The organism is Nitrospira sp., from assembly GCA_029194535.1.
Taxonomy (GTDB): domain Bacteria; phylum Nitrospirota; class Nitrospiria; order Nitrospirales; family Nitrospiraceae; genus Nitrospira_C.
The window spans coordinates 322,202-343,359 of sequence record JARFXR010000001.1; the positions used below are offsets into that span (position 1 = coordinate 322,202).

A 21,158-nucleotide genomic window follows, 5' to 3' on the forward strand; every position below is an offset into this window, starting at 1 on the left:
CAAGCGCGATCAGGACGTCCGTCCCTGCGCCAGCTCTTCGACTCGCCGGATGGCGGCCAACCGGGCTTGGCCCAGGCGCCGGACGCTTTCGTCGATGTGGAGCCGATTCAGGAAGAAGACGTAGAGCCGGAGGCGGATGCCGTGGATCCAGGCCGGCATCGGGAACGATCGGCCGTGAGCCTTGAGATAGACGTAGCACCAGCCGAGGACGGTCATGAGCGTCGCCGCGCCGATCATCATGTCGAACATCCGGCTCGGCAGCTCCGCCGCCTTGAAGTAGGACGCGACGTCCTCCGGGTTGGGATACAAGAACGCCGTGAACGACTCGACGGCGAACAGATAGACGAACACGACGAACAACAGGGTCAGCAGCATGGCGGCCGAGACTTTCCACGACGCGACGGCCCGCAGGCGCGTGAGGGTCAAGATGGCCTGCGAGGACGTGATCCAAATGAAAAACAGAAAAATCACGGTGCCCTGCGCTTCGAGGAGGGGAATGTGCAACGCCCCGTGCGTCAGCAACAGAATCAGCAGCGGGATCAGCAGCGTCGTGACGAATCCGGTCACCCAGGTCAGGCGCGAGTAGTGTTCCTCATCCGTCTCCGGCTCGAGATGAGGGACATGCGGCTCCAGCCGAGCCTTGCCGATGACGTTGCCGCAATTGAGGAAGACGGTCGCCTTGAACAGGCCGTGGGCGATCAAATGGAAGACGGCGAGCGAGAAGGCGCCCAGGCCGCATTCCATGATCATATAGCCCATCTGCCCGATCGTCGAGAACCCGAGCATGTTCTTGATGTCATTCTGCGCCAGCATCATCGTCGCGCCGAGCACGGCGGTCAGCGTGCCGATGAGAAAGGCGATGTGCAGGGTCGTGGAGCTGAGCCCGAACAACGGGGCGAGCCGGTTGATCAGAAAGCCCCCGGCGTTGATGATGCCCGCGTGCAGGAGCGCCGTCACCGGCGTCGGCGCGTACAGATACCGCGGAAGCCAGATGTGGAAGGGAAATTGCGCCGACTTGCTCATGGCGCCGATCAGCAAGAGCAGCGTGACCACCGTGGCCCCGCTGCACTCGATGCCAGGTAGCGGCGCGATCGTGACCTGCGACTGAACGGCGGCGGCAAACAGCTCGGGGAACTCCAGGGTGCCATACCACATATAGGCCAGGGCCGTCCCGGCGAGAAAGGCGACGTCCCCGATCCGCAGCAACGTGAAGGTTCGGAAGGCGCTCTCCAGCGTCGCGGCGTGTGTGTGATTGTGAATGAGGAGATAGAGCAGATACGAGAGAAGCTGCCAGAAGACAAACAGCATGATGAGGTTGGCGCTGGACACCATGCAGAGCAATACGCAGACGGCGACACCGAGCAGCGCGAAGTAGCGGCGTTCGTGCGGCTCCCGACTCATGTACTGGATGGAATAGGCATAGATGATCGTGCCGATGCCCGAAATGAGCACCATCATGACCGCGCTGAGGCGATCCACGTAGAAGCCGAGCGGCAGAGGGAACGACCCGGTCAGGGCGGGATCATAGAAGCGGATCGAGACCGGCCCTTGCGTGGCGACGACATAGAGGGTTGCCACGGCGCCGGCGCAGGCGACGCCGATCGGCCACAGGGCGATGTTGATGCGGGCACGCAAGGCCGCTTCCCCGCCGGCCACCACGATGAGCGTGGTCAGCAGCGGCAGCAGCAGGACGAGCAGCACGGCGAGCAGCACGGCGAACGTCCACATTCCACACCCGTAAAAAGACAAAAAGCCAACCGGGTGTCTCGACGTTCCGGTCGAGCCCCGCGGTTGGCTTGCACTGCGACCGGCCGTCCAATCGAACTGCCGGCCGCCCTACGGCCCCTGACGGCCGACCGTGACATCCTGCTCGTCTGCGACACGAAATTCGGGACGAGCAACACTGCCGGCCGACCGATCGTGGTCCATCATTAATACGGGGTCCTGATCAGCGTCAAGCAGGAATCGCGGCATGAGTCCACTCAACAACCGTCCGATGGTCCGAAAGACCTATCAACCACCGGCGCGGCCGGACTGCTTGTTCGAGCCACCGCGCAACTCTATAATCACGAGGACACGTGCGGGAGCGGACGGAGCCTCAGCGCCGGCAGTCGCATCATGGAAAACGCCATACGCAACGCCATCATCAAATTCGAACAGGAGTTCATGGGACGCGGCCCCGACGACGTGCGGGCGTTCATCGTGCGCGATCTCGTGGTGGTGCGGTTGAAAGGCGTGCTGACGCCCGCCGAGCGTCAACTGGCCAAGACACCCGAAGGGGTGGAGATGGTCAAGCGACTGCGCCAGACCTTGATCGCCCAAGGACGCGACAAACTCTGCGAACAGGTCAGCGACATCACGGGCGCGAAGATCTTGGGCCTCTTTACCGACATCGACGTCCAGCTGGGGGAGCGCGTCTTCGTCTTCACTGTCGATCGGGACATCCAGCCCGTCGGCCGCTAGGGCAGACCCAAGAACCGCTCCTCTCGTGACGCCGAATCGCGGTTGCAAGCCGCTCGCCGGTCCTGGCATGCTGGACCATGGCCGGTCGGACCCTTGAAACGCTCCGTTTCGACAACAGCTATGCCCGCCTGCCGGATGCCTTCTTCGCCAGGCTCAACCCGACGCCGTTCAGCTCTCCCCCGCGGTTGATCCACGCCAATCCTGCCGCCGCCGCCCTGATCGACCTGGATCCGGCTCAGTTTGCTCGCCCGGAATTCGCGGGAACCTTCGGCGGAAGCTTGCTGGCACCCGGCATGGAACCGTTGGCCATGCTCTACTCGGGTCACCAGTTCGGCGTCTATGTGCCTCAGCTGGGCGACGGGCGGGCCATCCTGTTGGGCGAAGCCGTCAACGAGCGGGGCGAGACATGGGAGCTACACCTCAAGGGAGCGGGGATGACGCCGTTTTCTCGGGACGGCGACGGGCGGGCGGTGCTGCGGTCGACGATCCGCGAGTATTTGTGCAGCGAAGCCATGCACGGTCTGGGCATCCCGACGACGCGAGCGCTTTGCATCGTCGGCAGCGAGGACAAGGTCTATCGCGAACAGATCGAAACCGGGGCGATGCTGGTCCGGATGGCGCCGACGCACGTGCGCTTCGGCACCTTCGAGATTTTCTACTACCGCAAACAGCATGAGCGGCTGAGAATCCTGGCCGACTACGTGATCGACCGGCATTTCCCGCACCTCCGCGAAGCTGCCGACCGATATGCCCGATTTTTCGCCGAGGTCGTCGAGCGGACAGCCACGCTCATCGCGCAGTGGCAGGCCGTCGGTTGGGCCCACGGCGTGATGAACACGGACAACATGTCGATCCTTGGCCTCACCCTCGACTACGGACCGTTCGGCTTCATGGACGACTACGACGCCTCGTTCATCTGCAATCACTCCGACCACAACGGACGCTATGCCTTCAACCAACAGCCGTACATCGGACTATGGAATCTCAGCTGCCTCGCGCAGACGTTACTGCCGCTGGCGCCGAAGGAGGCCTTGAAGGAGGCGTTGGACCGCTATACCCCGATCTTTGAGTCGGAGTTCCGGACGCGAATGCGCCTGAAGTTGGGATTGCGGGAAGCACGAAGCGGTGACGACGACCTGATCGACGAGTTCCTCGGCATGCTGCAGGAGAGCCATGCGGATTACACGCGTGTGTTTCGAGAGATCGGCAGTTTCGACAGCGCACCCGGCGCGGTCAACGAGCTCCTACGCGACTACTTTCTCAATCGTGATCGCTTCGCGGCCTGGGCGGTGCGGTACCGAGAGCGGCTGCAGGACGAGGGAAGCGCCGACGACGACCGGCGCGAACGGATGAACCGGATCAATCCCAAGTACGTGCTGCGGAATTATCTCGCGCAGACGGCGATCGAGAAGGCGCAGCACCAGGACTTCACCGAGATCGAGCGATTGTTCGATGTGCTGCAGGATCCCTACCGCGAACGAGCCGGAACGGACGCCTATGCCGCCTCGCCGCCCAATTGGGGCAAGCACGTGACGGTCAGTTGTTCGTCGTGACCGGCCTGTTACAGGCTTGCGCAGGTCTCTGTGCCGTTCCCCTCAGACCCGCGTCCAAACCAGACGCCGCCGTCAGGCGCACGTTCCCACCTTGCAGGTCCCCTCATGGAGTGTTGTAGAGTGACTTCCGCACGGCAGGGGAGGACTCGTGGCCAAGACGCGCAGTGACTCGAAGCTGGCAGTGGCGGGAGCGCTGACGCTCGCGCTGGCCATCGCCGGGGTGCTTCTGGTCAAGGAGCCGTTGCGCAGCTCGCGACCGGCCGGATCCGCGCTCGAGCTGAAGCCGGGGTCGAGCGAGCAGATCGTTCGGGCGCGTCTGTGGGAGGATCCGGTTGCGGCGGTGGAGCGGGCCATCCGACGGTCAGGATCCAAGCCGTCGTCCGGCGCGGAAGCCTCGCTGGCCCGCCGGCTCATGCCGCTGCGCAAGGCCCTCGCCGAGCGGGTGGAGAACGGGCAACGGGTGACGGTGCTGCTGGTCACGACCAGCGGCGGGCCCTACGTCGACAACATCGAATCCCGCATTCGCGACCGCTATGCCGTCGGCACCGCGCTTGGAGTGGGGTGCTATGCCCCGGAGGGCGAAGGGTACCTCTCCTTCGTCGATTGGGAACCGGGCGGCGCGATGCCCGGACTTCCGTACGAATGGTACCGGCTCAGGAAGACGCGGGTCTGCGGGGCGGACGAGGCGCGCGCCGACAGCGTGCTCGTGGTCTGGTTTGCCGATGAAGCGTTGCGGCGGGGATTTCTCGCGACCTTGACCTCTTTTTCGCAGGCGTTGGTCTGTGAGGACTCCGCGCAAGGCGAGTGCTTGCTGACTCAACAATCCCCCAAACTGGTTCGGATTCGTCTCGCGCTGCAACGGGCGGTGACCGTCAAGATCATGGGGCCGCGCAGCTCGTCCGCCTTCCGCGCCATCCTGGACGAAGTCGGTCAATTATATGGGCGGCCGCACGACGGGGTAGGGGTCTGGCCGAACGCCGACGGCACCGTCGAACTCTACTCGCCATGGGCGAGCGCGATGAGAGGATTGCTGGCGTACGGACTCAAGACGGAATCCGGACGGGGAGCGGCCTGCAGGACCTATGAGGATTGCGAGCACGAATTCCACCGCCGGCTGGCCGACGCCAACATCCGGTTGGTCTATGAAATCGGATCCGACGATCTGCTCTTCGAAGGACTGATCGCCGAACTGGAACGGCGGCAGGTGAAGTTGGGATGGGATGCCGTCATCCTCATCGGGGAGTGGGATTCTTTTTACGGCAGGGCCCTTCCGATCGAGTTCCGCGCCGCCGCCTGCGTCAAGGTGGCCGCGCTTCCTGAGCAGCAACTCAAAGAGATTCTCGTTCCGGTCGAGATCAAGACGCGCTGTCCCACGGTCCCTCGCGCCGTCGATCTCCAGGTTCAACGCCCGGCCGACTATGAAGATCTCCGGCTCAACGTGTTTCGCTACAGTTACCTCAGCGGTCTGGACGGAGAAGTGCCGGGCGACGATGCGGCCCGCGCCGCTCGGGCGGCGCGGGCGAGCGCCGATCCATCGAAAGACTCGGTCGGGGATCGACCCGAAGGAACGAGCCAGCTCGATTACGTGCGAGCGCTGACCGCGCGGATTTACGAGGAAGGAGAAGGAGCGAGGGCGATCGGGATCCTCGGTACGGATCCCTACGACGCGCTGCTGATCATCAAGGCGCTCCGGCCGTCGTTTCCCCACGCGATTTTCTTCACCGTCGATCTGGACGGGCGGCACCTCCACCCCAGCGAATACCGATCGACCCGCAACCTGGTCGTGGCTTCGCCGTTCGGGCTGCAGCTGGAAGGTGGCCTGCAGCGCGACGTGCCGCCGTTTCGCAGCAGCTACCAGACCGCCACCTATTTTGCCGCCCTGCAGGCGGTGGGACACGTCGTCTGTCTACCGAGGGGGCAGCCGCAACCGCCCGGCCGCTGTACCTCCTCATATCATGTGTCTTTGACGCCGGAAGACCGCCGGTATGATCCGGGTGTTCACCCTCGTCTCTTTGAAGTGGGACGGAACGGCGCCGTGGATTTGAGCGTCGTCGAGAAAGAACGGGTTCGGACCGTCCATCCGCTACGGGGCGATCTGGCCTCTACCGACGATCTCGGTCAGCTCAAGCAGGGGATCGGGTTCAACGACACGGCGGTGGCGGTGTCTGGCATCGTGGGCCTGTTGATCATGACCATCGTCGCCTGGAGTAATCAGCGGATCTGGAGTTGGGCGTCGGAAAAGCCCCGGCAGGTCGGCGCGTTGGCTCTGCTGGTGTTGGCCTCCTTCTTGGCGTTTGTGGCGCTGGGCGGCGCTCCTGCGCTCCTGTCCGGGCATGACGAAGGAGAGCCGTTCTCCTGGACGGACGGCGTGAGCATCTGGCCGAGCGAACTGCTGCGGCTCCTGGTGGTCGTCGTGAGCATGGTGTTTCTGGCGAAGGGTGCGCGCGACCTCGGGCACAACAGCGACCGGCTCGACCGGCGATTCCGATTCCGGGACGACCAAGGACAACGAGGTCTCACGATCGGATCATTCTGGACGAACCTGCAGCGCGTCTACCATCCGTCCGCGACCAGAATCCCGGCCACCATGGATCAAACCTGGTCCTGGTATCGCGAAGCCGGGAGGCCGGCACAGCGAACCGCGCGGGCGCTCCTCCTGTTCCTACTCTATCTGGCGGTCATGTGGCCGCTGAAGCGATGGGTGCTCGACGAGGAAATGATTCACCCCTGTCGGGGAACGCTGAGCTGCGCGGTGGATTCGCTCATGGCGCTGGGCACGGCGGCCGTCGTCGTCCTCTTGAACCTCGCGGTGTTCGACGCCGTCATGCTGTGCCGGCGATGGATCGGCTGGGTGACGACCTCGACCGGCGGCTGGTCCGACCAGGTGCAGGACGAATATCTCCGCGACTACGGTCTCGACGAGGCACACAAAACCGAGTTCCAGAAGCTGAAATATCTGGCCGTGATCGATCTGATCGGCCTGAGAACCGAGGCCGTGAACCGCATCATCCGCTACCCCTTCATCGCCCTGCTCATCATGATCGCCGCCCGCAACGACTACTTCGACATTTGGAACTATCCCAAACTGTTGCTGCTCATGTGGTCGGTGAACATCCTGCTCGCGCTGATGGGCGCCTACCTGCTCTATCAGGCGGCGAACAACGCGAAAGCCGCCATGCTGGCCAAGTTGAGCCGACAGATGGTGCAGACGCTGGGGGTCGGAAAGGATCATGAGGTCCGGACGAAGCAAATCCAACACATCATCGGCGAGGTGGAAGCCAACGAGCAGGGGGCCTTCGTGCCGCTGTACCAGCAGCCGGTGATCGAATCTTCGCTCTACGGCCTCATCGCACTGCTCCAATATCTATATGTCCGCTAGTGTGGTGTCCTTTAAGTTCCTGTAATAATCCGTTCACCCTGAGTCGGTCGAAGGGTGCCCACTTTCAAAGAGTTTCGTTCATGGTTCGACAGGCTCACCACGAACGAACTTCTGGGACGCAACGCTAGCAAGTGGCTCATGCCTGAAAACCTACCGGGCGGTTTGAAGATCCGACTCTCGAGAGGAATGGGCGGCAGGGCTCGTACTGCCCCCCTACTTCAGTAGAGGTAGTAAGCAATCGTGATAGATGCTAGAAACTTGCGGCCATAAGGGGCAAACGGAGAGTCGTCTGTCGGGCAGGAACGAACAAGGGAGAGCATGGCTACAAGAATTCTGCGAGCGCTTACCGGGGGCACAGCCCTCCTTCTATGGGTGGGTCTCTCTGCGTGCGGTTCCAGCAGCGACAGTTCCCAGCCCGTGGCGACGACTCCGGGGCCCGGCTCGATCACGGGGACTGTCGCCGGCACGAGAATCGTGGCGATTGATTCAAACGACCAAATCGTCGCGGAGGACGACACGACAGGGAGGCCCCGCGATGCTCAAGGCCATGTCCCCTATCAACTCTCCGGGCTCCAACTCGGGACCCCGCTGCGGATATTTTTCATCACCGGCGGGCGAATCTACCCTCTTTACATCGGCAATCCTGAAACAAATGTGTTCTCTCTGACACAAGCCGGGGCGATCGACCTAGGATTTGTGGCGACCAGCGCGGCCCCGCCGGAAAAGGCAACTCCGGAACATGTCTCTCCACCTTCGTCTTACAATCCGGGTCAACCGAACACGACCCTCCCGGCCAGCATCGCCCCCACGATGACGGTGACGAGCCCCGCACAGAACGATGCGCTACCGGCCGGCCCCGTGACGGTCAACTTTGTGGTGCAGAATTTTTTCCTGGGCGGGGCGGGGGAACCGCATCTGCAGTTTAATCTGGATAGCGATCCGACTCCGTACGATTTCTTGAACGGGACGACGAATCAAGTCCAGCGTTCAGGGAACCCTGCGACGGATGCCTCGTGGCAAAGTTCCACGGCAATACGCCTGAGCAATCTTGGGAGCGGGGCCCATCAGATTCGATTCACGCTGGTTGATGCGGCCGGTGTCGCGCTGAGCAATGCGCAGGCCACGACCTTGCTCGTCTTCTCCGTCGGTGTTCCGCCCAACACCATCCCGACCATCAGCGTCGTCAGCCCCTCGTCGGGCGCCACCTTCCTGCCGGGAGCGGTGCCCATTTCCCTGGCGACCGCCAACTTCACCATTGGACTCCAGGGGCAGCCCCATGTCCATTTTTTCTTGGACAACGATCCGACTCCCTATGAGTTCTTCAGCGGACCCAATGAAGACACGGGCGTGCTCTATGAGGGGCAGCACACCCACGTCGTGCACTGGAAGACCAGCACGTCGTTTCAGATCTTCCAGCAACCCAGCGGTACGCATCGAGTCCGTCTGCAACTGGTGGACAGCGCGCATAATCCGCTTGGAAATCCCGAATCAACTCAAACAGTGACATTCACGATCGCAGAACCGCCCGGAGGCGAATTCCGGTTAGAGTCAGTCCTCAGCGACCTAGATATTCCGGTCACGATGGCTGTTGCGCCGGATGGGAGGGTGTTCTTCAACGAACTTCTGACAGGAAATGTGAGGATCGTCGATATCGTGGGAGGCGCGTGGCAACTGCGCCCGACCACGTTCTATCATGTCGACGTCGGCCATGGTAGGGATCAAGGCCTGCTCGGCCTCGTGCTCGATCCGAACTTTTCGACGAACCACTACGTATATCTCTACCATGTCACCGCTGACCAATTGCACAATCGACTCATTCGTGTAACGGAAGTCAACGGCCAAGGGACGAACGAAACACCCATTCTCGACGGTCTGCCCGCAGGGGACATTCACAACGGCGGAGTCCTGCGCTTCGGATCGGACGGCAAACTCTACGTCACGCTCGGAGAATGGGATCGCCGGCAATTGGCGCAAGACATCAATTCATTGGGCGGCAAGATTCTTCGTCTCAATCCCGATGGTTCAGCCCCGGCGGACAATCCTCCAGGATTCGGCGACCCCAGAATCTACGCCATGGGTCTTCGAAACAGTTTCGGGGCCGTGTTTCATCCTCAAACCGGAGACCTCTGGGTCACCGAAAACGGGCCGGAGAGCGACGATGAAGTCAATCGCATCGTGCCCGGTGGTAACTACGGCTGGCCTATCGTCACGGGCATAGCCAACGATCCGCGGTTCCGCAATCCTATTGTGTCCATCACGCCCACGATCGGGCCGACGGGCATGACGACGATCCCGCAGAATTCGAATTATCCGTCCGCCTACCACAACAATCTGCTGTTCGCCGACGTCAACGGGGGTAAGCTTCGGCGGATTGCATTGGCCGGAGCACAGCTCGATCATCTTGGAGCCATGGCCGTCTCGTTCAACGGAGGATTGGGAGGACTGCTCGATGTCATTCAAGGACCGGGCGGGTTCGTCTACGCTTCCGGCTTCAATGCGATCTATAAAGTGATTCCAAATTCCAATCCCTAATCGCACATCGGACATCCCAATCTCCGGGGTCAACGGCACGACTCGGTTTGACGCCGCAGCGGAGCGGGGCTGCTTGCGGCGCGGAGTCGCTCGTCATAGAGTGGTTCACTGATGAAGCAAGCGCGTGTTGGCGACCTCAATGTCCGCGTCACGGGCGGAACGGATGGGAAAGGCGGCGGGAGGGGTCCGGCCGTGATCCTGTTGCACGGCTTCGGCGCGCCGGGAGACGACCTGGTCCCGATCGGCGACGCGCTGGCCGTGCCGCCCGGTACGAGATTTGTATTTCCCGAGGGCCCGCTCTCGCTGAGCTTCGGGTACGGAGATTCCCGAGCCTGGTGGTTGATCGATATGGCTCGATTGGAGGCAGACCGTTCGGCCGGGCGTCTCCGGGACCTCTCAACTGAGGTGCCGCGTGGACTGCTGCAAGCCAGGCAGACGATGGAACAGCTGCTGGCCGAACTTCCGCATGTCCTGCCGATCGACTACAAGCGCACCGTCATCGGCGGCTTCTCCCAAGGGGCCATGTTGACCTGCGACCTGGCCATGCGCACGGCCTATCCGTTTGCCGGGTTGGTACAATTATCTGGAACGCTCCTGGCACGCCATGAATGGCGGCCTGCCGTTGCCAAGCGAGCGGGCTTGCCCGTGTTTCAGAGCCACGGCACCCAGGATCCGATCCTTCCCTATGAAATGGCAGAACGACTGCGGGACGAATTGACCCAGGCAGGGCTGGCGGTCGCCTGGCAGAGTTTCCGGGGCGGCCACGAGATTCCTGAGCCGGTCATGCGGCAACTGGGCGCGTTCCTGACGGGAGTCCTGAACCGGCCATGAAGCCTATGCGTCGATTCGATCTGAAGGGTGCCGACGGTAAATTGATCCGGGGGGATATCGCCGAGGGTGCCGGACGCCAAGTCCTCTTCATCACGGGCTTCCTGTCCAGACGCTGGGGAAGTAAGAGCAAAGCCTTGGCCCAATGGTGTGCGGAGCAGGGATGGGGGTTTTGTTGCTACGATGTGCGAGGATTCGGAGATTCGGAAGGGTCGTTTGCGAAGTACAGTCTCTCAGACTGGCTGGACGACGCCCGGGCCGTGATCTCCATGCTGCCGCAGAGTCCGTCGCTCACGATCGTCGGGAACTCGCTGGGCGGTTGGATCGCCTGGCTAATGGCCCGAGAGTTCGACTATATCGATCGGCTGATTCTCATCGCGCCGGCGTTCAACATGATGGGTGTTCGCGCGAGGGACATCCCGGATCAGCGTCGACGCGACTGGATCAGGTTGGGCTCGATGCCGTGGGACGACGATCCCCTCCACCAAGACTGGCCGCTGTCATGGAAGTGGGTCGAGGAAAGCGAGGCCGTCTGGCAGACGACGCTCGATCGATTGAGGCCGGTGAGCACGAGCATCGTACATGGATTGAATGATGCGGCGATCGCTCCGGAAGGCAGCAGACGGTTCGTCGAACAGCTTCGGTTGAACGCCCCGTCGTTTCCTGTTGATCTTCACCTGATCCCTGGCGACCATCGATTGAGCGGCCCGGAGCATATCGAACTGCTGCGTCGGCTGCTGGTCGAGCAACGATGAGGGCCCTCATGTTGACGCTCATCCACAGGGAGTGTGGAGGCCCGGCGCTGGAAACCGGCACCGCCGTCGGAGAAGTGTGTGCGCTTCCTGTAGATCGGTTCCCCTTTCCCTGTTTCACCTGCCTGGAAGACATTCTCGACGAGTCGGAAGTGCGACTGTCGGAAGACCTGGGGATATGAGCGTTTCTCACGTGATGGTTTCGCTTTGCGTCGTGGGACGCGAAGGGGGAGCATTACGCATCGTTCAGCAGGACGGCCACTAGAACGGATTTCCTTCACGGGTTGGCTTGTTGGACACGGGAGACCCGCTCCTCCCTTTCGATCACGGTTTCAGGCGGCTTCCCCGCCGATCGGATGTTCACCAGCTTATTCAGGAGGTCAAACCAAAACGGCGCGCCCAATGAAACGGCAAACACCGTGAGGGAGAGACCCACGAGTTTCATGAGCGCATCGCCCCATGAAGTCGGAACAGCTCGCGAGTCTCTCGCATCCGCCGACCATCCGATCGGCAATTGCAAGGCATTGATCTGACTTCGGAGCGTTGTCACGGTTTCGGATGCCTGCCCGCCGCCTTGGGGCAGCGGTTGTGCCGCGGCTTGTTGCGCTGCCGCCACAATGGAAGCGCGCAATGTGGCATCACGCGAAAGCGCATTGACGATCATGATCGTGTCGGCGTTCACCAGCACCGTCAAGAGGAAGGCCAACACGAAGATAATCTTATGCGTTTTCTTCTTGTACCAGCCGGATACCCGATTCATCGACTCGTCGTACCAGTTTTCCAGAGACAAGCGTAACCGGTTCAATTCAGCGCCGGATTGGTCGATGAGAATCAGCAGAATTCGTTGAAGCTCGGTGTCGGCTATCTTCCCCACAAGCGTCCGCACATCCGCAAGCGATCGTGATGAGCCGGCGGCGTCGACGGGCGCGATCATGTCCAGAAAGGCCAGAGCAAAGACGCGCGAGGGAATATAGGAAGGTTTATGACCCTGTTCGGACAGCCCCCTGATCAATGGATGATCGTAGAGTCGCTTGGCGAAGCCGGTACCGGTTCGATCGTTCAGCAAATTGCGAATCCCCTGCTCCAGGGTTTTCGGTCGTAAGGCCATCAAACCCGCGATCCACTCATTGATCGCCGTGCACAATAAGCTGAGCAGGAGGTAGACAAAGACCATGCTGATCGCGAGCTCGAGCGCCATTGAGCCGAACATGAACAGCCTCCTTTCGAACCGCGCGCCTCTGGAACAAGAGGTCTGGAAAGAAAGAGGAACGACCACAAAAAAGTGGATTGACTATTCAGCTATCAGATACGGCGTCGGTCAAGACATGCTGGGGGTCCGAAGCCTTCAGGTACAAAGGAGACGCGACGGCGGATACCGTATACCGAACGGCTTAAACCGGCAAGAGGGGCCGACTCGGATGTCCTGTGCAACGGGAATGCCTGCGCTCAGTGGAAATCGACGAAGCATCCGGGGTATGGTTGTCACTCGGCAATCGGACCGACGACAGAGGCTTGCGTGACGGCATCGCTTTAGCGCACCAGCGTTCATACCGGCGCACCACCACTTCACATCATTGTTATAAAGGACCGTATGGCCACCGCGAACGACAAACAAGTCATTTTCTCCCTCGTCAATGTCGGGAAGGTCTACCCACCGAAGAGGCAGGTGTTGCGGGAGATCTATCTCGGCTTCTATTACGGCGCGAAGATCGGCGTGCTGGGCTTGAACGGCTCCGGCAAGAGTTCACTGCTGCGAATCATCGCCGGCGTCGATCAAAACTATACCGGTGAAATTTCACGTTCAAAGGGATACAGCGTCGGCCTGCTTGAACAGGAGCCGCAGCTCGACCCCGACAAGACGGTCAAGGAGGTCGTTGAGGAGGGCAAGAAAGAACTGGTCGCGTTGCTGAAAGAGTACGAGACCGTCAGCAACAAGATCGGCGAATCCTCGCCGGACGAGATGGAGAAGCTGCTGGACAAGCAGGCGCAGCTGCAAGAAAAGATCGAGGCGGCGAACGGGTGGGAATTAGAGAACCATCTCGACATCGCCATGGACGCGTTGCGTTGTCCCCCGGCCGATCAAAAAGTTGGGACGTTGTCGGGCGGCGAAAAGCGCCGCGTGGCTCTCTGCCGATTGATGATCCAGGAGCCGGATATTCTCTTGCTGGACGAGCCCACCAACCATCTGGACGCGGAATCCGTACAATGGCTGGAGCAGCATCTGCAGCAGTACAAGGGCACGGTGATCGCCGTCACGCACGACCGGTATTTTCTCGACAATGTGGCAGGCTGGATCCTGGAGCTCGATCGCGGCCACGGCATTCCGTTCCAAGGCAACTACTCGTCGTGGCTGGAACAGAAGCAGGAACGATTGGAGAAAGAAGAGAAAGCCGAGTCCAAACGGAAGAAGACGTTGGAGCATGAGCTGGAGTGGATCCGCATGTCGCCGAAGGCCCGCCAGTCGAAGGGCAAGGCGCGCCTCAATCGCTATGAAGAACTGGTGAACCAGAAACAGGACCAGCGCAGCGACGATTTGGAGATTTACATTCCGCCCGGTCCGCGCCTTGGCGATATCGTGGTGGAGGCCAAGGGGGTGACGAAGGGCTTCGGCGATAAGCTGCTTTACGAGCACATCGACTTCAGCCTGCCGAAGGGCGGAATCGTGGGGGTGATCGGGCCGAACGGCGCCGGCAAAACGACCTTGTTCAAAATGATCATCGGCAAGGAGAAACCGGATGCCGGCAGCATCAAGGTCGGCGACACGGTGAAGCTCGGCTATGTGGACCAGGATCGGAGCCTCGACGGCACCAAGGCCGTGTACGAGGTGATCTCCGATGGGCAAGAGACCGTGAAGCTGGGCAAGGTCGAAGTGAATGCGCGCGGCTACTGCGCGCGCTTCAATTTCGCCGGGACCGATCAGCAGAAAAAGGTGAAGGATCTGTCAGGGGGCGAGCGGAACCGCGTCCATCTCGCCCGTATGTTGAAAGAAGGCGCGAACCTCATCATTCTGGACGAGCCGACGAACGATCTGGATGTGAACACGTTGCGTTCGCTTGAAGAAGGCCTCGAAAACTTCGCCGGCTGCGCGGTGATCTCAAGCCACGACCGCTGGTTCCTCGATCGCATCGCGACGCACATTCTCGCGTTCGAGGGTGACAGCAAGGTCGTCTGGTTCGAGGGCAACTACAGCGACTACGAAGCGGACCGCAAGAAACGGCTCGGCAAAGAAGCGGACCAGCCGCATCGAATCCGGTATCGCAAACTGACCAGAGATTGAGCGACCGGGAGGTCAGTAGCCGCTGTCCGCCGCAGCCGGGGCCACGGCAGGCGCGGCGGCCGTCACCTGAGAAAGATGCGTGGCGGCTTCCTCGGCTGCCTTCGTCGCCTCGGTGTTCTGACCAGCCCGCCCGTGCTCGATGGCGCGCTTTAGCGCGCCGATCCCGGATGCGAGATGGGGATTGTCGTTGCCCTTGGCAGCCTGTTCGGCATGCCGGAGCGCCTCCTTCGCCTGCTTGACCAACTCGTCGGGGTAGTCCTGCCTTCCCTGCATGGCTGCCGCCTGGGCGTGTTGCAAGGCCTCTTCAATGTGGGACCCCTGGGACCAGGCCGGCGACACCGTGAACAGGACCACGCTCAGGACGGTCAGAATGGGGCTTCGATCGCATCGCATGGGAGGCCCTCCTCCGGTTTCAAATTGCTCGGTTCGTCCTTATGTGCCTTCGAGGACCAGCGCCCGCCGCTTGCCGTCCGGGCCGCGCTGCACGGTCATGCGCAATACCGTGCCCTTCGCCAGCGCCTTGAAGAACGCCATCATGTCGGAGCTTGCCGGGTAGACCACGAATTGCCGTCCGCTCGGAACGGTGTGCCACCGGTCTCCGTCGTGAACGGCGGTCCACTCGATCCAGAGCGCCTCGTCGTAGGTATCCAGATACAGCACACGGCCCTCGATCCTGGTCGCCCGATCGAACTTCATCTGCTCGATGGGGATTCTGATTTCGGGCGGGAGGTCGTAGGGCGGGAGCGGCTGCTGCGTCCGTCCGGAAACCGGCAGCAGGACAAGCAACCCCGCGAGCGATATCAGCCAACGCATGGCGCGATTATAGCACCGACTTCGTCAGAGACGTGTGCGCGGCCTAGCCCCTATCTCGAAATGGTTGTTCCACAAAGAAGTGGTCATGCCCGCGAAAGCGGGCATCCAGAATGACCCGAAAAGACTGGATTCCCGCCTGCGCGGGAATGACGACAACAGACCCCGCCCCATCATGAAAGAATTTTGAGATAGGTTCTAGTCTTGCCGAACGGCCGGGCGCAGCGCTGCCGGCCAGGAGCATGAAACGCCTGGCCGGTTATGCCCTTTGCGGCATGATGGTCGGGATCATCTGGCGGCGGTGCTTCCGGTAAATACGAAAGTCTCCGTCCAAGGTGAGGAGGCGGCTCTTGGCGTGCCCTTCCGCCATTCGTACAAGGCAGGCATCGGCCAGGGACATGGGGACAGTTTCGTATCGGCCCATAAGCTTGACGACGGACTCGACGTCGTCTTCGAGGTCGAAGCCGACTTGCAGCACGCCGCGATCGAGCAGGTGCACGACCGCTTGGCTGCCGCCGGGATGATGGCGGAGCAGGTAACAGGCTTCAGCCAACACGGCCTCGCACGTGAGAAGAGGCGGGCGCAACCGGTCGAATTGATCCGTGGCCCACTCGTGATGCCGATCGGTTCGGTTCAGAAACGCCACCAGCGGACCGGTGTCGAGCAGCAGGACCTCCCGCACCGGCCTACCGTCCGAATCCGCGAAGGTGGGTCTTGTCGGTCGAGAGATCGGCGGGGCCGGTGACACAGCCGGCGAGATCCTTGGCGAGATCGAGCGCGGAACCGACGACTGCTCCCCGTCGCGGCGCAAGGCGGGCAAGAATCGCGTCGCGCACCACGTCGGACTGAGTCGTGCCGCGCTGCTTCGCTGCGGCGAGGACCCGGGCATAGAGCGCATCATCCAACTTGAGGGACAGGGTCTTCATGGTTCAACTCCCCCGTCGTGGGCGCGGGAAGGTACTACGGTAGTGGCAGAATTGTATGACCGTAGGGCGGCTGTGTCAAGTCGCGCGGCATGACTCGTACAAACTCCCAGGCATCCGATCGTCATCCGGTCTCGTACATCATTGCATGAAGACGATCTTGGCCAGGACCCTCTCCCACTCGATTCGTCTGATGGTTCTGCTTGTGTTCACCGCCGGCGGCTGCGCGTCGGCGAGACCGCCTGTCCCCACCCACTTCGAGGTGGTCGGGGCGTCGAACCCGACCAGAGCGAGTCATGAGCTTGGCGAGAAAGAACGACGCGATGGCCGCTTTATTGGGTTGGCGATCTCCGGCGGTGGCAGTCGCGCGGCAGTGTTCGGCGCGGCGGTGATGAAGGAGCTGGAGCGGCTCGGCATCCTTCAGCAGATCGATGTGCTGTCCGCCGTTTCCGGCGGCGCGCTGCCCGCCGCCTATTATGCGCTTGACGGGTACAAAGACATCGACTTTTCCAACGGTGTGCTGCAACGGATGGGCCAGGATTTTCAGGGGGAAGTGCTCGGTCGCTGGTTGTCGCCGCCGAACCTGTTTCGCTATTGGTTCACGGAGACCACCAAGGCGGATACGGTCGTTTCTGTGCTCGATGAAGAACTTTTTCATGGAGCGACCTATGCCGACCTGAATCCGGACAGACCGACGCTTCTGCTCAACAGCACCAACGCCCTGACTGGCGAGCCGTTCGTGATTTCCGACGAGAGTTTTGCCGGGTTGGAGCCGTCGCTCGCGTCATTCAGCGTCGCCCGCGCGGTTTACATGTCGGCTGCCTATCCGGGCCTGTTCGATGCGGTCGCTCTGCGCGGGAAATCCGGCGCAGCCGGCGCGTCCGCTGGACCGGCCGTGCTCGCGTATGACGGCGGTCCGGTCGACAATCTCGGCGTGAAGACCCTGGTCACGATGTTGAACCGGGCCGTGGAACGAGAATCGCTGGGGACCCAATTCTCAGAGGGATGCCTTCTCATTTCGGTGGATGCCACTCCACGCCTCAGACAGCACGACGGCAAACCGTTACCCGCTGCGACCGTCTTGCTCAAGAGCAATCGGCGGGAAGTCCTGGAGCGGGCCGGCATTCCGGCCGACCGGCAGGATCGCGCTCGGTTCGGCAGGTTTGCAGTGGGAACGGACAACAGGCAGGGCTCCTGCAGCTCTTGGCACCTCGCCCTCCGTCAGTTGCCGGACGACGATCCGCTCGGCGCGAAGGTCACGAGAATCGAGACCAGTCTGAAGATCGATGTGGAGGATCAGCAGGCGCTCATCGCGGCGGCAAAACGTCTTGTCGAAGAGAGCCTCGAAGTAGCGCGCCTCGAAGGTCGGACCAGCTTTCTGCCCCCTTCGCCTTCCGGCCACTGATTCGCCGGCAAGGATTTCATCGTCCTGAGCTGGGCCTTTCCCCCCTGATCCTGGCCAGGACCCCGGCGACAATACGATCACAGCGCGCGCCGTCAAAGGTGAAGACTTCAGCCAGCGTGACATCGAGATCGCCGGCCAAGCTCTCACGCAGCAGGGTGCGGGCGCGGAAAAACCGGGTTCGCACTGTGGCCTCGGGAATATTCAACGCCTGCGAAACTTCCTCCACGTTCATTTCTTCGACGGCACGCAGCATGAAGACGGCGCGGAACGCCTCGGGCAACAGATCAATGCGTGCTTCCAGCAACGTACGCAGCTGCGCCCGCATGGCGGCGTGCTCGGGTCTCCGACTGGGCTCGTCCGTCAGCGACGCTTGTATGTCGGGTTCAGGTGAATTCATAGCATCGTCCAGCGTGAGAATCTGCGGGCTCTTGCGGCGCAAGCGTCCAAGGGCTTCATTGGCCACAATGCGCACCAACCAAGTCGAGAGTCTGGCATCCGAGCGAAAGTTGCCGAGCGCACGCCAGGCGCGCATATAGGCCTCCTGCACCACATCCTCGGCCTCCTCGTCATTTCTCAAGATACTGCGCGCCGTGCGAAACAATTTTTGATTATAGCGCCGCATGATCAGTTCGAAGGCGGCCTCGTCTCCGCAGGCGGCGCGTGAAACGAGTTCCAGTTCCTGACTGTGCTCGGAACTGGGTGCTGATGATTGGCGGTCTGTGTTCAGCATGTGTCCTAAAGCATTAGATGGGCTATGAGGCTCGCGCGTTCCCGGCTTCGGGGCCGCGAGAGTTGACTCCTGAAGAGTTCAATAACCCTAGAAATGTTCGCTGCTTACATCGTCCTTATCTACTGCGGTGTCCAGCGCATCCCTCGAATAGCTATGGTAGCTCTCGCCGGTGGCGGTGCGCAAATTCTCGTCCTGAACGATCGCGCGGACCTCGCGCAAGCGGGAGGGCATCTGTGCTCACAGCGACTTCAGGTACTGCACGAGGTCGGCGACCTGCTGGACGCTCAGCCCGAGCGAACGTTTCGTGTTATAGCTGTGTACGGCATCTTCCAGCGTCGCCGCCGAGCCGTCGTGGAAGTACGGCGGATGTTGCCACACTCCCTTGAGGGGCGTGGTCCGGAACTGCTTGGTCGCCGAGCGCAGCGCATAGTCCGTCTCGGCGGCCGCCGAGTCGCTGAGCGGATGCAGGGTTGAGTTGGCGTCGGTGAACAGCGTCCCACTATGGCAGATTGCGCATTGGCCCGGGCCTTCGTAGACCCCCTTGCCGCGCGCTGCGGCGGTTGGGTCGAAGCTGCCGGTCGGTGGGGGAGGCGTTTTCAGCGACAACTGATACGCCTGTAGAGCGGGCAGCTTGCTCGACACGAGATCCTTGGTGCCGTTGGTGATATTCAGGTTGACGCGCGGATCGGAAAACGACCCTTCCCCGCCCATCTCGACCACGGCGACATAGCGGTTCCAGTAGGCCGGTTCCGTGCCGTCGCCCGTAAAGGTCACGCTGTGGATGCCTTCGAGCCCGTAAGCCGGAGGAATGACGACTGGGTTGCTGATGCCATCGACGTTGTGCCGCGGATCGAACTTACCTTTACCCCATGAGTTCAAGACCGCCTTTGTCGCGTCATTGACCGCGGGGGACAGCGCGATGATGGCGCCGGGGTTGAGATCGCGATTGGCCCAGCCGTCGAGCCGTCTGCCGATGCCGGGGGCGAAGGAGTCGTCGACCGTCGAATGGCAGAGCGCGCAGGTGATGCCGACGCGGGTCAACCGGTCCACGCCGTTGACCGTCTCGACGGTGCCCTTAATGCCGACCACCGCGTCGAGCTTCAGCAGCGCGACCGTCGTGGCCGGGCTTTTCAGATCGACGCTGCCGTTCTTGATGCCGTCGGCGACGGCTGCCGGGAGCGCATCGGCATCCACCTTCAGCCCGACCGACAACGCCGTCGTCGGATCGACTGCCGCGCTGATGACCTCGTGCATCCTCAACGTGTCGGTCCATTGGCGCTCGTCGCCGAAAGTGTCGAATCGGAAGATCTGCTGGCCCTCTTGGACGGGGGAGGCCGAGGCGGGGGCGTTCGAGACGGGGGTGGCCAGGTCGTCCGAGCCACCACACCCAGCCGCCGTGATCGCGACCGCTACGACCGTCACTGCAATCAACGATGTTCGAGCCGTGCCTGTCAGCATGTCGTCTCCTTTCTGCCTGCGTCCGCGTTCACATCACTTCATTGGATGCAGCGACTTCGCCCCACGTTCCCGTTTCATGATTTCTCCATGCAGGTGGACGTCAGACATCGTCTGGCCTTCTGGAACCAGCGCGAGTTCCAGAAAGCCGCCAGTCTGGACGCAGCAGCCGCTGCGTCCAGGCTCGTCACCGCGGCGCATGGGCGGTTGCGGTAGAAGCGGTCATGACTGAAATGGGGGTTAGCTGGCAAACTTGTTCGGGAATGCGGCGATGAGCCCTGCGCTCAGCGCGTCGGACAGTTGCAGCATGTGCGCTTCGGCCTTGCCGTACTCACCGATACCGTCGGCGTATTTACCCTGCAGCACCGAGGTGGCATATACGAGCGTCGTGTCGATGTGGCCCTTCAGCATCGCGCGCACTTGGTCCTGTTTCCAATGGGGGTTCGCCTTTGCGAGGAAGTCCGCGATGTCCTGAGCGTTGGCGTAGGCTGCGGCGACAGCCTTGTCCGTGGCGGGCTTGTCGCCGGCTTTGGCTGCCTTCACCACCTCGACCGCGCCGGCAATGTGCTCCTTGAGCAGCTTGGTCAACGCCTCGCCGGCCGCATCACCGTAAAAGGGCTTGATGGCATTGCCGATGTCGGCCTGGTTCTGCATGAGGCGCGCAGCACTCGCATCGAACGCGGGCGAGCCGGAGACGAACGCGGTCACCGCTGCGTAGGTCCACTCCATGTGTTGCGCCCAGAGTCGCTGCATCGTGGAGTACAGCGCGCTCATGCTCGCGGTGCGCATGCCGGCTTGCCCCGTCATCATGCGCTCATGTCTAGCCGACACATCCGAGGACTGCGATTCATGAGCGCAGGCGGTCGTGAGCGTCAACAGAGACAGGGCCACGAACGCGGTTGCCGTGCCCGCAAGGGTGAGCTTTCGGACGATGGCGGGAAGGGAGATCTGCAAACAGGACATGACGGTCTCCATAAAATGGTATGGTTTGTGGTCTGGATGCCGCGAACGACCCTGTGGCCTGGGACACGTCGCGCGCGGTCCTACCTAT

Annotated in this window: 20 protein-coding genes; 10 read left to right on the top strand and 10 right to left on the bottom strand. The window is 61.7% G+C overall.

The annotated features are described in order from the left end of the window. Positions 1-9: 9 nt before the first annotated feature. On the bottom strand, positions 10-1,728 hold the full coding sequence (locus P0111_01500; GenBank protein ID MDF0642678.1) for a proton-conducting transporter membrane subunit: 1,719 nt from the start codon (positions 1,726-1,728) through the stop codon (positions 10-12). A gap of 390 nt (positions 1,729-2,118) precedes the next feature. On the opposite strand from P0111_01500, the gene P0111_01505 reads away from it, so the two are divergent. From P0111_01505 to P0111_01535, 7 genes are all read left to right on the top strand, one after another. After that, the gene (locus P0111_01505) at positions 2,119-2,463 is read left to right on the top strand and encodes a DUF2294 domain-containing protein (GenBank protein MDF0642679.1); all 345 of its coding nucleotides are present in this window, start codon (positions 2,119-2,121) and stop codon (positions 2,461-2,463) included. Positions 2,464-2,540: 77 nt separating this feature from the next. Further along, positions 2,541-4,016 (top strand): YdiU family protein, encoded by a 1,476-nt coding sequence (locus tag P0111_01510; protein ID MDF0642680.1) that lies wholly within the window; start codon positions 2,541-2,543, stop codon positions 4,014-4,016. A gap of 148 nt (positions 4,017-4,164) precedes the next feature. Further along, the gene (locus P0111_01515; protein ID MDF0642681.1) at positions 4,165-7,395 is read left to right on the top strand and encodes a hypothetical protein; all 3,231 of its coding nucleotides are present in this window, start codon (positions 4,165-4,167) and stop codon (positions 7,393-7,395) included. Positions 7,396-7,713: 318 nt separating this feature from the next. Next, positions 7,714-9,927 (top strand): PQQ-dependent sugar dehydrogenase, encoded by a 2,214-nt coding sequence (locus P0111_01520; GenBank protein ID MDF0642682.1) that lies wholly within the window; start codon positions 7,714-7,716, stop codon positions 9,925-9,927. A 111-nt stretch (positions 9,928-10,038) separates the two neighbouring features. Next, positions 10,039-10,758, top strand: coding sequence for a dienelactone hydrolase family protein (locus P0111_01525; protein MDF0642683.1), 720 nt, complete (start codon positions 10,039-10,041; stop codon positions 10,756-10,758). Beyond that, entirely contained in the window at positions 10,755-11,510 is a 756-nt protein-coding gene (locus P0111_01530; protein MDF0642684.1) for an alpha/beta fold hydrolase, read from the top strand. Before P0111_01525 ends, P0111_01530 begins: the two co-directional genes overlap by 4 nt. An 8-nt stretch (positions 11,511-11,518) precedes the next feature. After that, on the top strand, positions 11,519-11,689 hold the full coding sequence (locus P0111_01535; GenBank protein MDF0642685.1) for a hypothetical protein: 171 nt from the start codon (positions 11,519-11,521) through the stop codon (positions 11,687-11,689). 95 nt (positions 11,690-11,784) lie between these two features. Here the strand turns inward: P0111_01535 and P0111_01540 are convergent, their stop codons facing one another. Continuing rightward, positions 11,785-12,717, bottom strand: coding sequence for a hypothetical protein (locus tag P0111_01540; GenBank protein ID MDF0642686.1), 933 nt, complete (start codon positions 12,715-12,717; stop codon positions 11,785-11,787). Positions 12,718-13,098: 381 nt separating this feature from the next. On the opposite strand from P0111_01540, the gene ettA reads away from it, so the two are divergent. Next, positions 13,099-14,784, top strand: a complete 1,686-nt coding sequence (ettA, locus tag P0111_01545; protein ID MDF0642687.1) for an energy-dependent translational throttle protein EttA — start codon at positions 13,099-13,101, stop codon at positions 14,782-14,784. Between the two features lie 12 nt (positions 14,785-14,796). Here ettA and smbP read toward each other — a convergent pair whose 3' ends face one another. From smbP to P0111_01565, 4 genes are all read right to left on the bottom strand, one after another. After that, entirely contained in the window at positions 14,797-15,177 is a 381-nt protein-coding gene (gene smbP, locus P0111_01550; protein ID MDF0642688.1) for a small metal-binding protein SmbP, read from the bottom strand. 39 nt (positions 15,178-15,216) lie between these two features. Beyond that, positions 15,217-15,597 carry a hypothetical protein gene (locus tag P0111_01555; GenBank protein MDF0642689.1) on the bottom strand — a complete coding sequence of 127 codons (381 nt, stop codon included), beginning with the start codon at positions 15,595-15,597 and terminating at the stop codon, positions 15,217-15,219. Between the two features lie 256 nt (positions 15,598-15,853). Further along, a complete protein-coding gene (locus P0111_01560; protein MDF0642690.1) occupies positions 15,854-16,276 on the bottom strand; it encodes a PIN domain-containing protein in 423 nt (140 codons plus the stop codon). Positions 16,277-16,280: 4 nt separating this feature from the next. After that, a complete protein-coding gene (locus P0111_01565; GenBank protein ID MDF0642691.1) occupies positions 16,281-16,520 on the bottom strand; it encodes a ribbon-helix-helix domain-containing protein in 240 nt (79 codons plus the stop codon). A gap of 145 nt (positions 16,521-16,665) precedes the next feature. Here P0111_01565 and P0111_01570 point away from each other — a divergent pair, with 145 nt between their 5' ends. Further along, on the top strand, positions 16,666-17,922 hold the full coding sequence (locus tag P0111_01570; protein ID MDF0642692.1) for a patatin-like phospholipase family protein: 1,257 nt from the start codon (positions 16,666-16,668) through the stop codon (positions 17,920-17,922). Positions 17,923-17,938: 16 nt separating this feature from the next. Here P0111_01570 and P0111_01575 read toward each other — a convergent pair whose 3' ends face one another. From P0111_01575 to P0111_01585, 3 genes are all read right to left on the bottom strand, one after another. Next, positions 17,939-18,652 (bottom strand): RNA polymerase sigma factor, encoded by a 714-nt coding sequence (locus P0111_01575; protein ID MDF0642693.1) that lies wholly within the window; start codon positions 18,650-18,652, stop codon positions 17,939-17,941. Positions 18,653-18,739: 87 nt separating this feature from the next. After that, positions 18,740-18,883 (bottom strand): hypothetical protein, encoded by a 144-nt coding sequence (locus tag P0111_01580; GenBank protein MDF0642694.1) that lies wholly within the window; start codon positions 18,881-18,883, stop codon positions 18,740-18,742. A 6-nt stretch (positions 18,884-18,889) separates the two neighbouring features. Next, the gene (locus tag P0111_01585; GenBank protein ID MDF0642695.1) at positions 18,890-20,110 is read right to left on the bottom strand and encodes a hypothetical protein; all 1,221 of its coding nucleotides are present in this window, start codon (positions 20,108-20,110) and stop codon (positions 18,890-18,892) included. An 87-nt stretch (positions 20,111-20,197) separates the two neighbouring features. Between P0111_01585 and P0111_01590 the strand changes: the two genes are divergently transcribed. Then, positions 20,198-20,323 (top strand): hypothetical protein, encoded by a 126-nt coding sequence (locus tag P0111_01590; GenBank protein MDF0642696.1) that lies wholly within the window; start codon positions 20,198-20,200, stop codon positions 20,321-20,323. A 24-nt stretch (positions 20,324-20,347) separates the two neighbouring features. Here P0111_01590 and P0111_01595 read toward each other — a convergent pair whose 3' ends face one another. Next, the gene (locus P0111_01595) at positions 20,348-21,070 is read right to left on the bottom strand and encodes a hypothetical protein (protein MDF0642697.1); all 723 of its coding nucleotides are present in this window, start codon (positions 21,068-21,070) and stop codon (positions 20,348-20,350) included. Positions 21,071-21,158: the final 88 nt, after the last annotated feature.

Excerpts from the sequence above, each read along its gene's own strand:
- P0111_01500 (MDF0642678.1), bottom strand. The coding sequence starts at position 1,728 with ATGTGGACGTTCGCCGTGCTGCTCGCCGTGCTGCTCGTCCTGCTGCTG.
- smbP (MDF0642688.1), bottom strand. The coding sequence starts at position 15,177 with ATGCGATGCGATCGAAGCCCCATTCTGACCGTCCTGAGCGTGGTCCTG.
- P0111_01580 (MDF0642694.1), bottom strand. The coding sequence starts at position 18,883 with ATGCCCTCCCGCTTGCGCGAGGTCCGCGCGATCGTTCAGGACGAGAAT.
- P0111_01585 (MDF0642695.1), bottom strand. The coding sequence starts at position 20,110 with ATGCTGACAGGCACGGCTCGAACATCGTTGATTGCAGTGACGGTCGTA.
- P0111_01530 (MDF0642684.1), top strand. The coding sequence starts at position 10,755 with ATGAAGCCTATGCGTCGATTCGATCTGAAGGGTGCCGACGGTAAATTG.
- P0111_01505 (MDF0642679.1), top strand. The coding sequence starts at position 2,119 with ATGGAAAACGCCATACGCAACGCCATCATCAAATTCGAACAGGAGTTC.
- P0111_01555 (MDF0642689.1), bottom strand. The coding sequence starts at position 15,597 with ATGCGTTGGCTGATATCGCTCGCGGGGTTGCTTGTCCTGCTGCCGGTT.
- ettA (MDF0642687.1), top strand. The coding sequence starts at position 13,099 with ATGGCCACCGCGAACGACAAACAAGTCATTTTCTCCCTCGTCAATGTC.
- P0111_01595 (MDF0642697.1), bottom strand. The coding sequence starts at position 21,070 with ATGTCCTGTTTGCAGATCTCCCTTCCCGCCATCGTCCGAAAGCTCACC.
- P0111_01590 (MDF0642696.1), top strand. The coding sequence starts at position 20,198 with ATGCAGGTGGACGTCAGACATCGTCTGGCCTTCTGGAACCAGCGCGAG.
- P0111_01510 (MDF0642680.1), top strand. The coding sequence starts at position 2,541 with ATGGCCGGTCGGACCCTTGAAACGCTCCGTTTCGACAACAGCTATGCC.
- P0111_01570 (MDF0642692.1), top strand. The coding sequence starts at position 16,666 with ATGAAGACGATCTTGGCCAGGACCCTCTCCCACTCGATTCGTCTGATG.
- P0111_01525 (MDF0642683.1), top strand. The coding sequence starts at position 10,039 with ATGAAGCAAGCGCGTGTTGGCGACCTCAATGTCCGCGTCACGGGCGGA.
- P0111_01565 (MDF0642691.1), bottom strand. The coding sequence starts at position 16,520 with ATGAAGACCCTGTCCCTCAAGTTGGATGATGCGCTCTATGCCCGGGTC.
- P0111_01535 (MDF0642685.1), top strand. The coding sequence starts at position 11,519 with ATGTTGACGCTCATCCACAGGGAGTGTGGAGGCCCGGCGCTGGAAACC.
- P0111_01520 (MDF0642682.1), top strand. The coding sequence starts at position 7,714 with ATGGCTACAAGAATTCTGCGAGCGCTTACCGGGGGCACAGCCCTCCTT.
- P0111_01540 (MDF0642686.1), bottom strand. The coding sequence starts at position 12,717 with ATGTTCGGCTCAATGGCGCTCGAGCTCGCGATCAGCATGGTCTTTGTC.
- P0111_01575 (MDF0642693.1), bottom strand. The coding sequence starts at position 18,652 with ATGCTGAACACAGACCGCCAATCATCAGCACCCAGTTCCGAGCACAGT.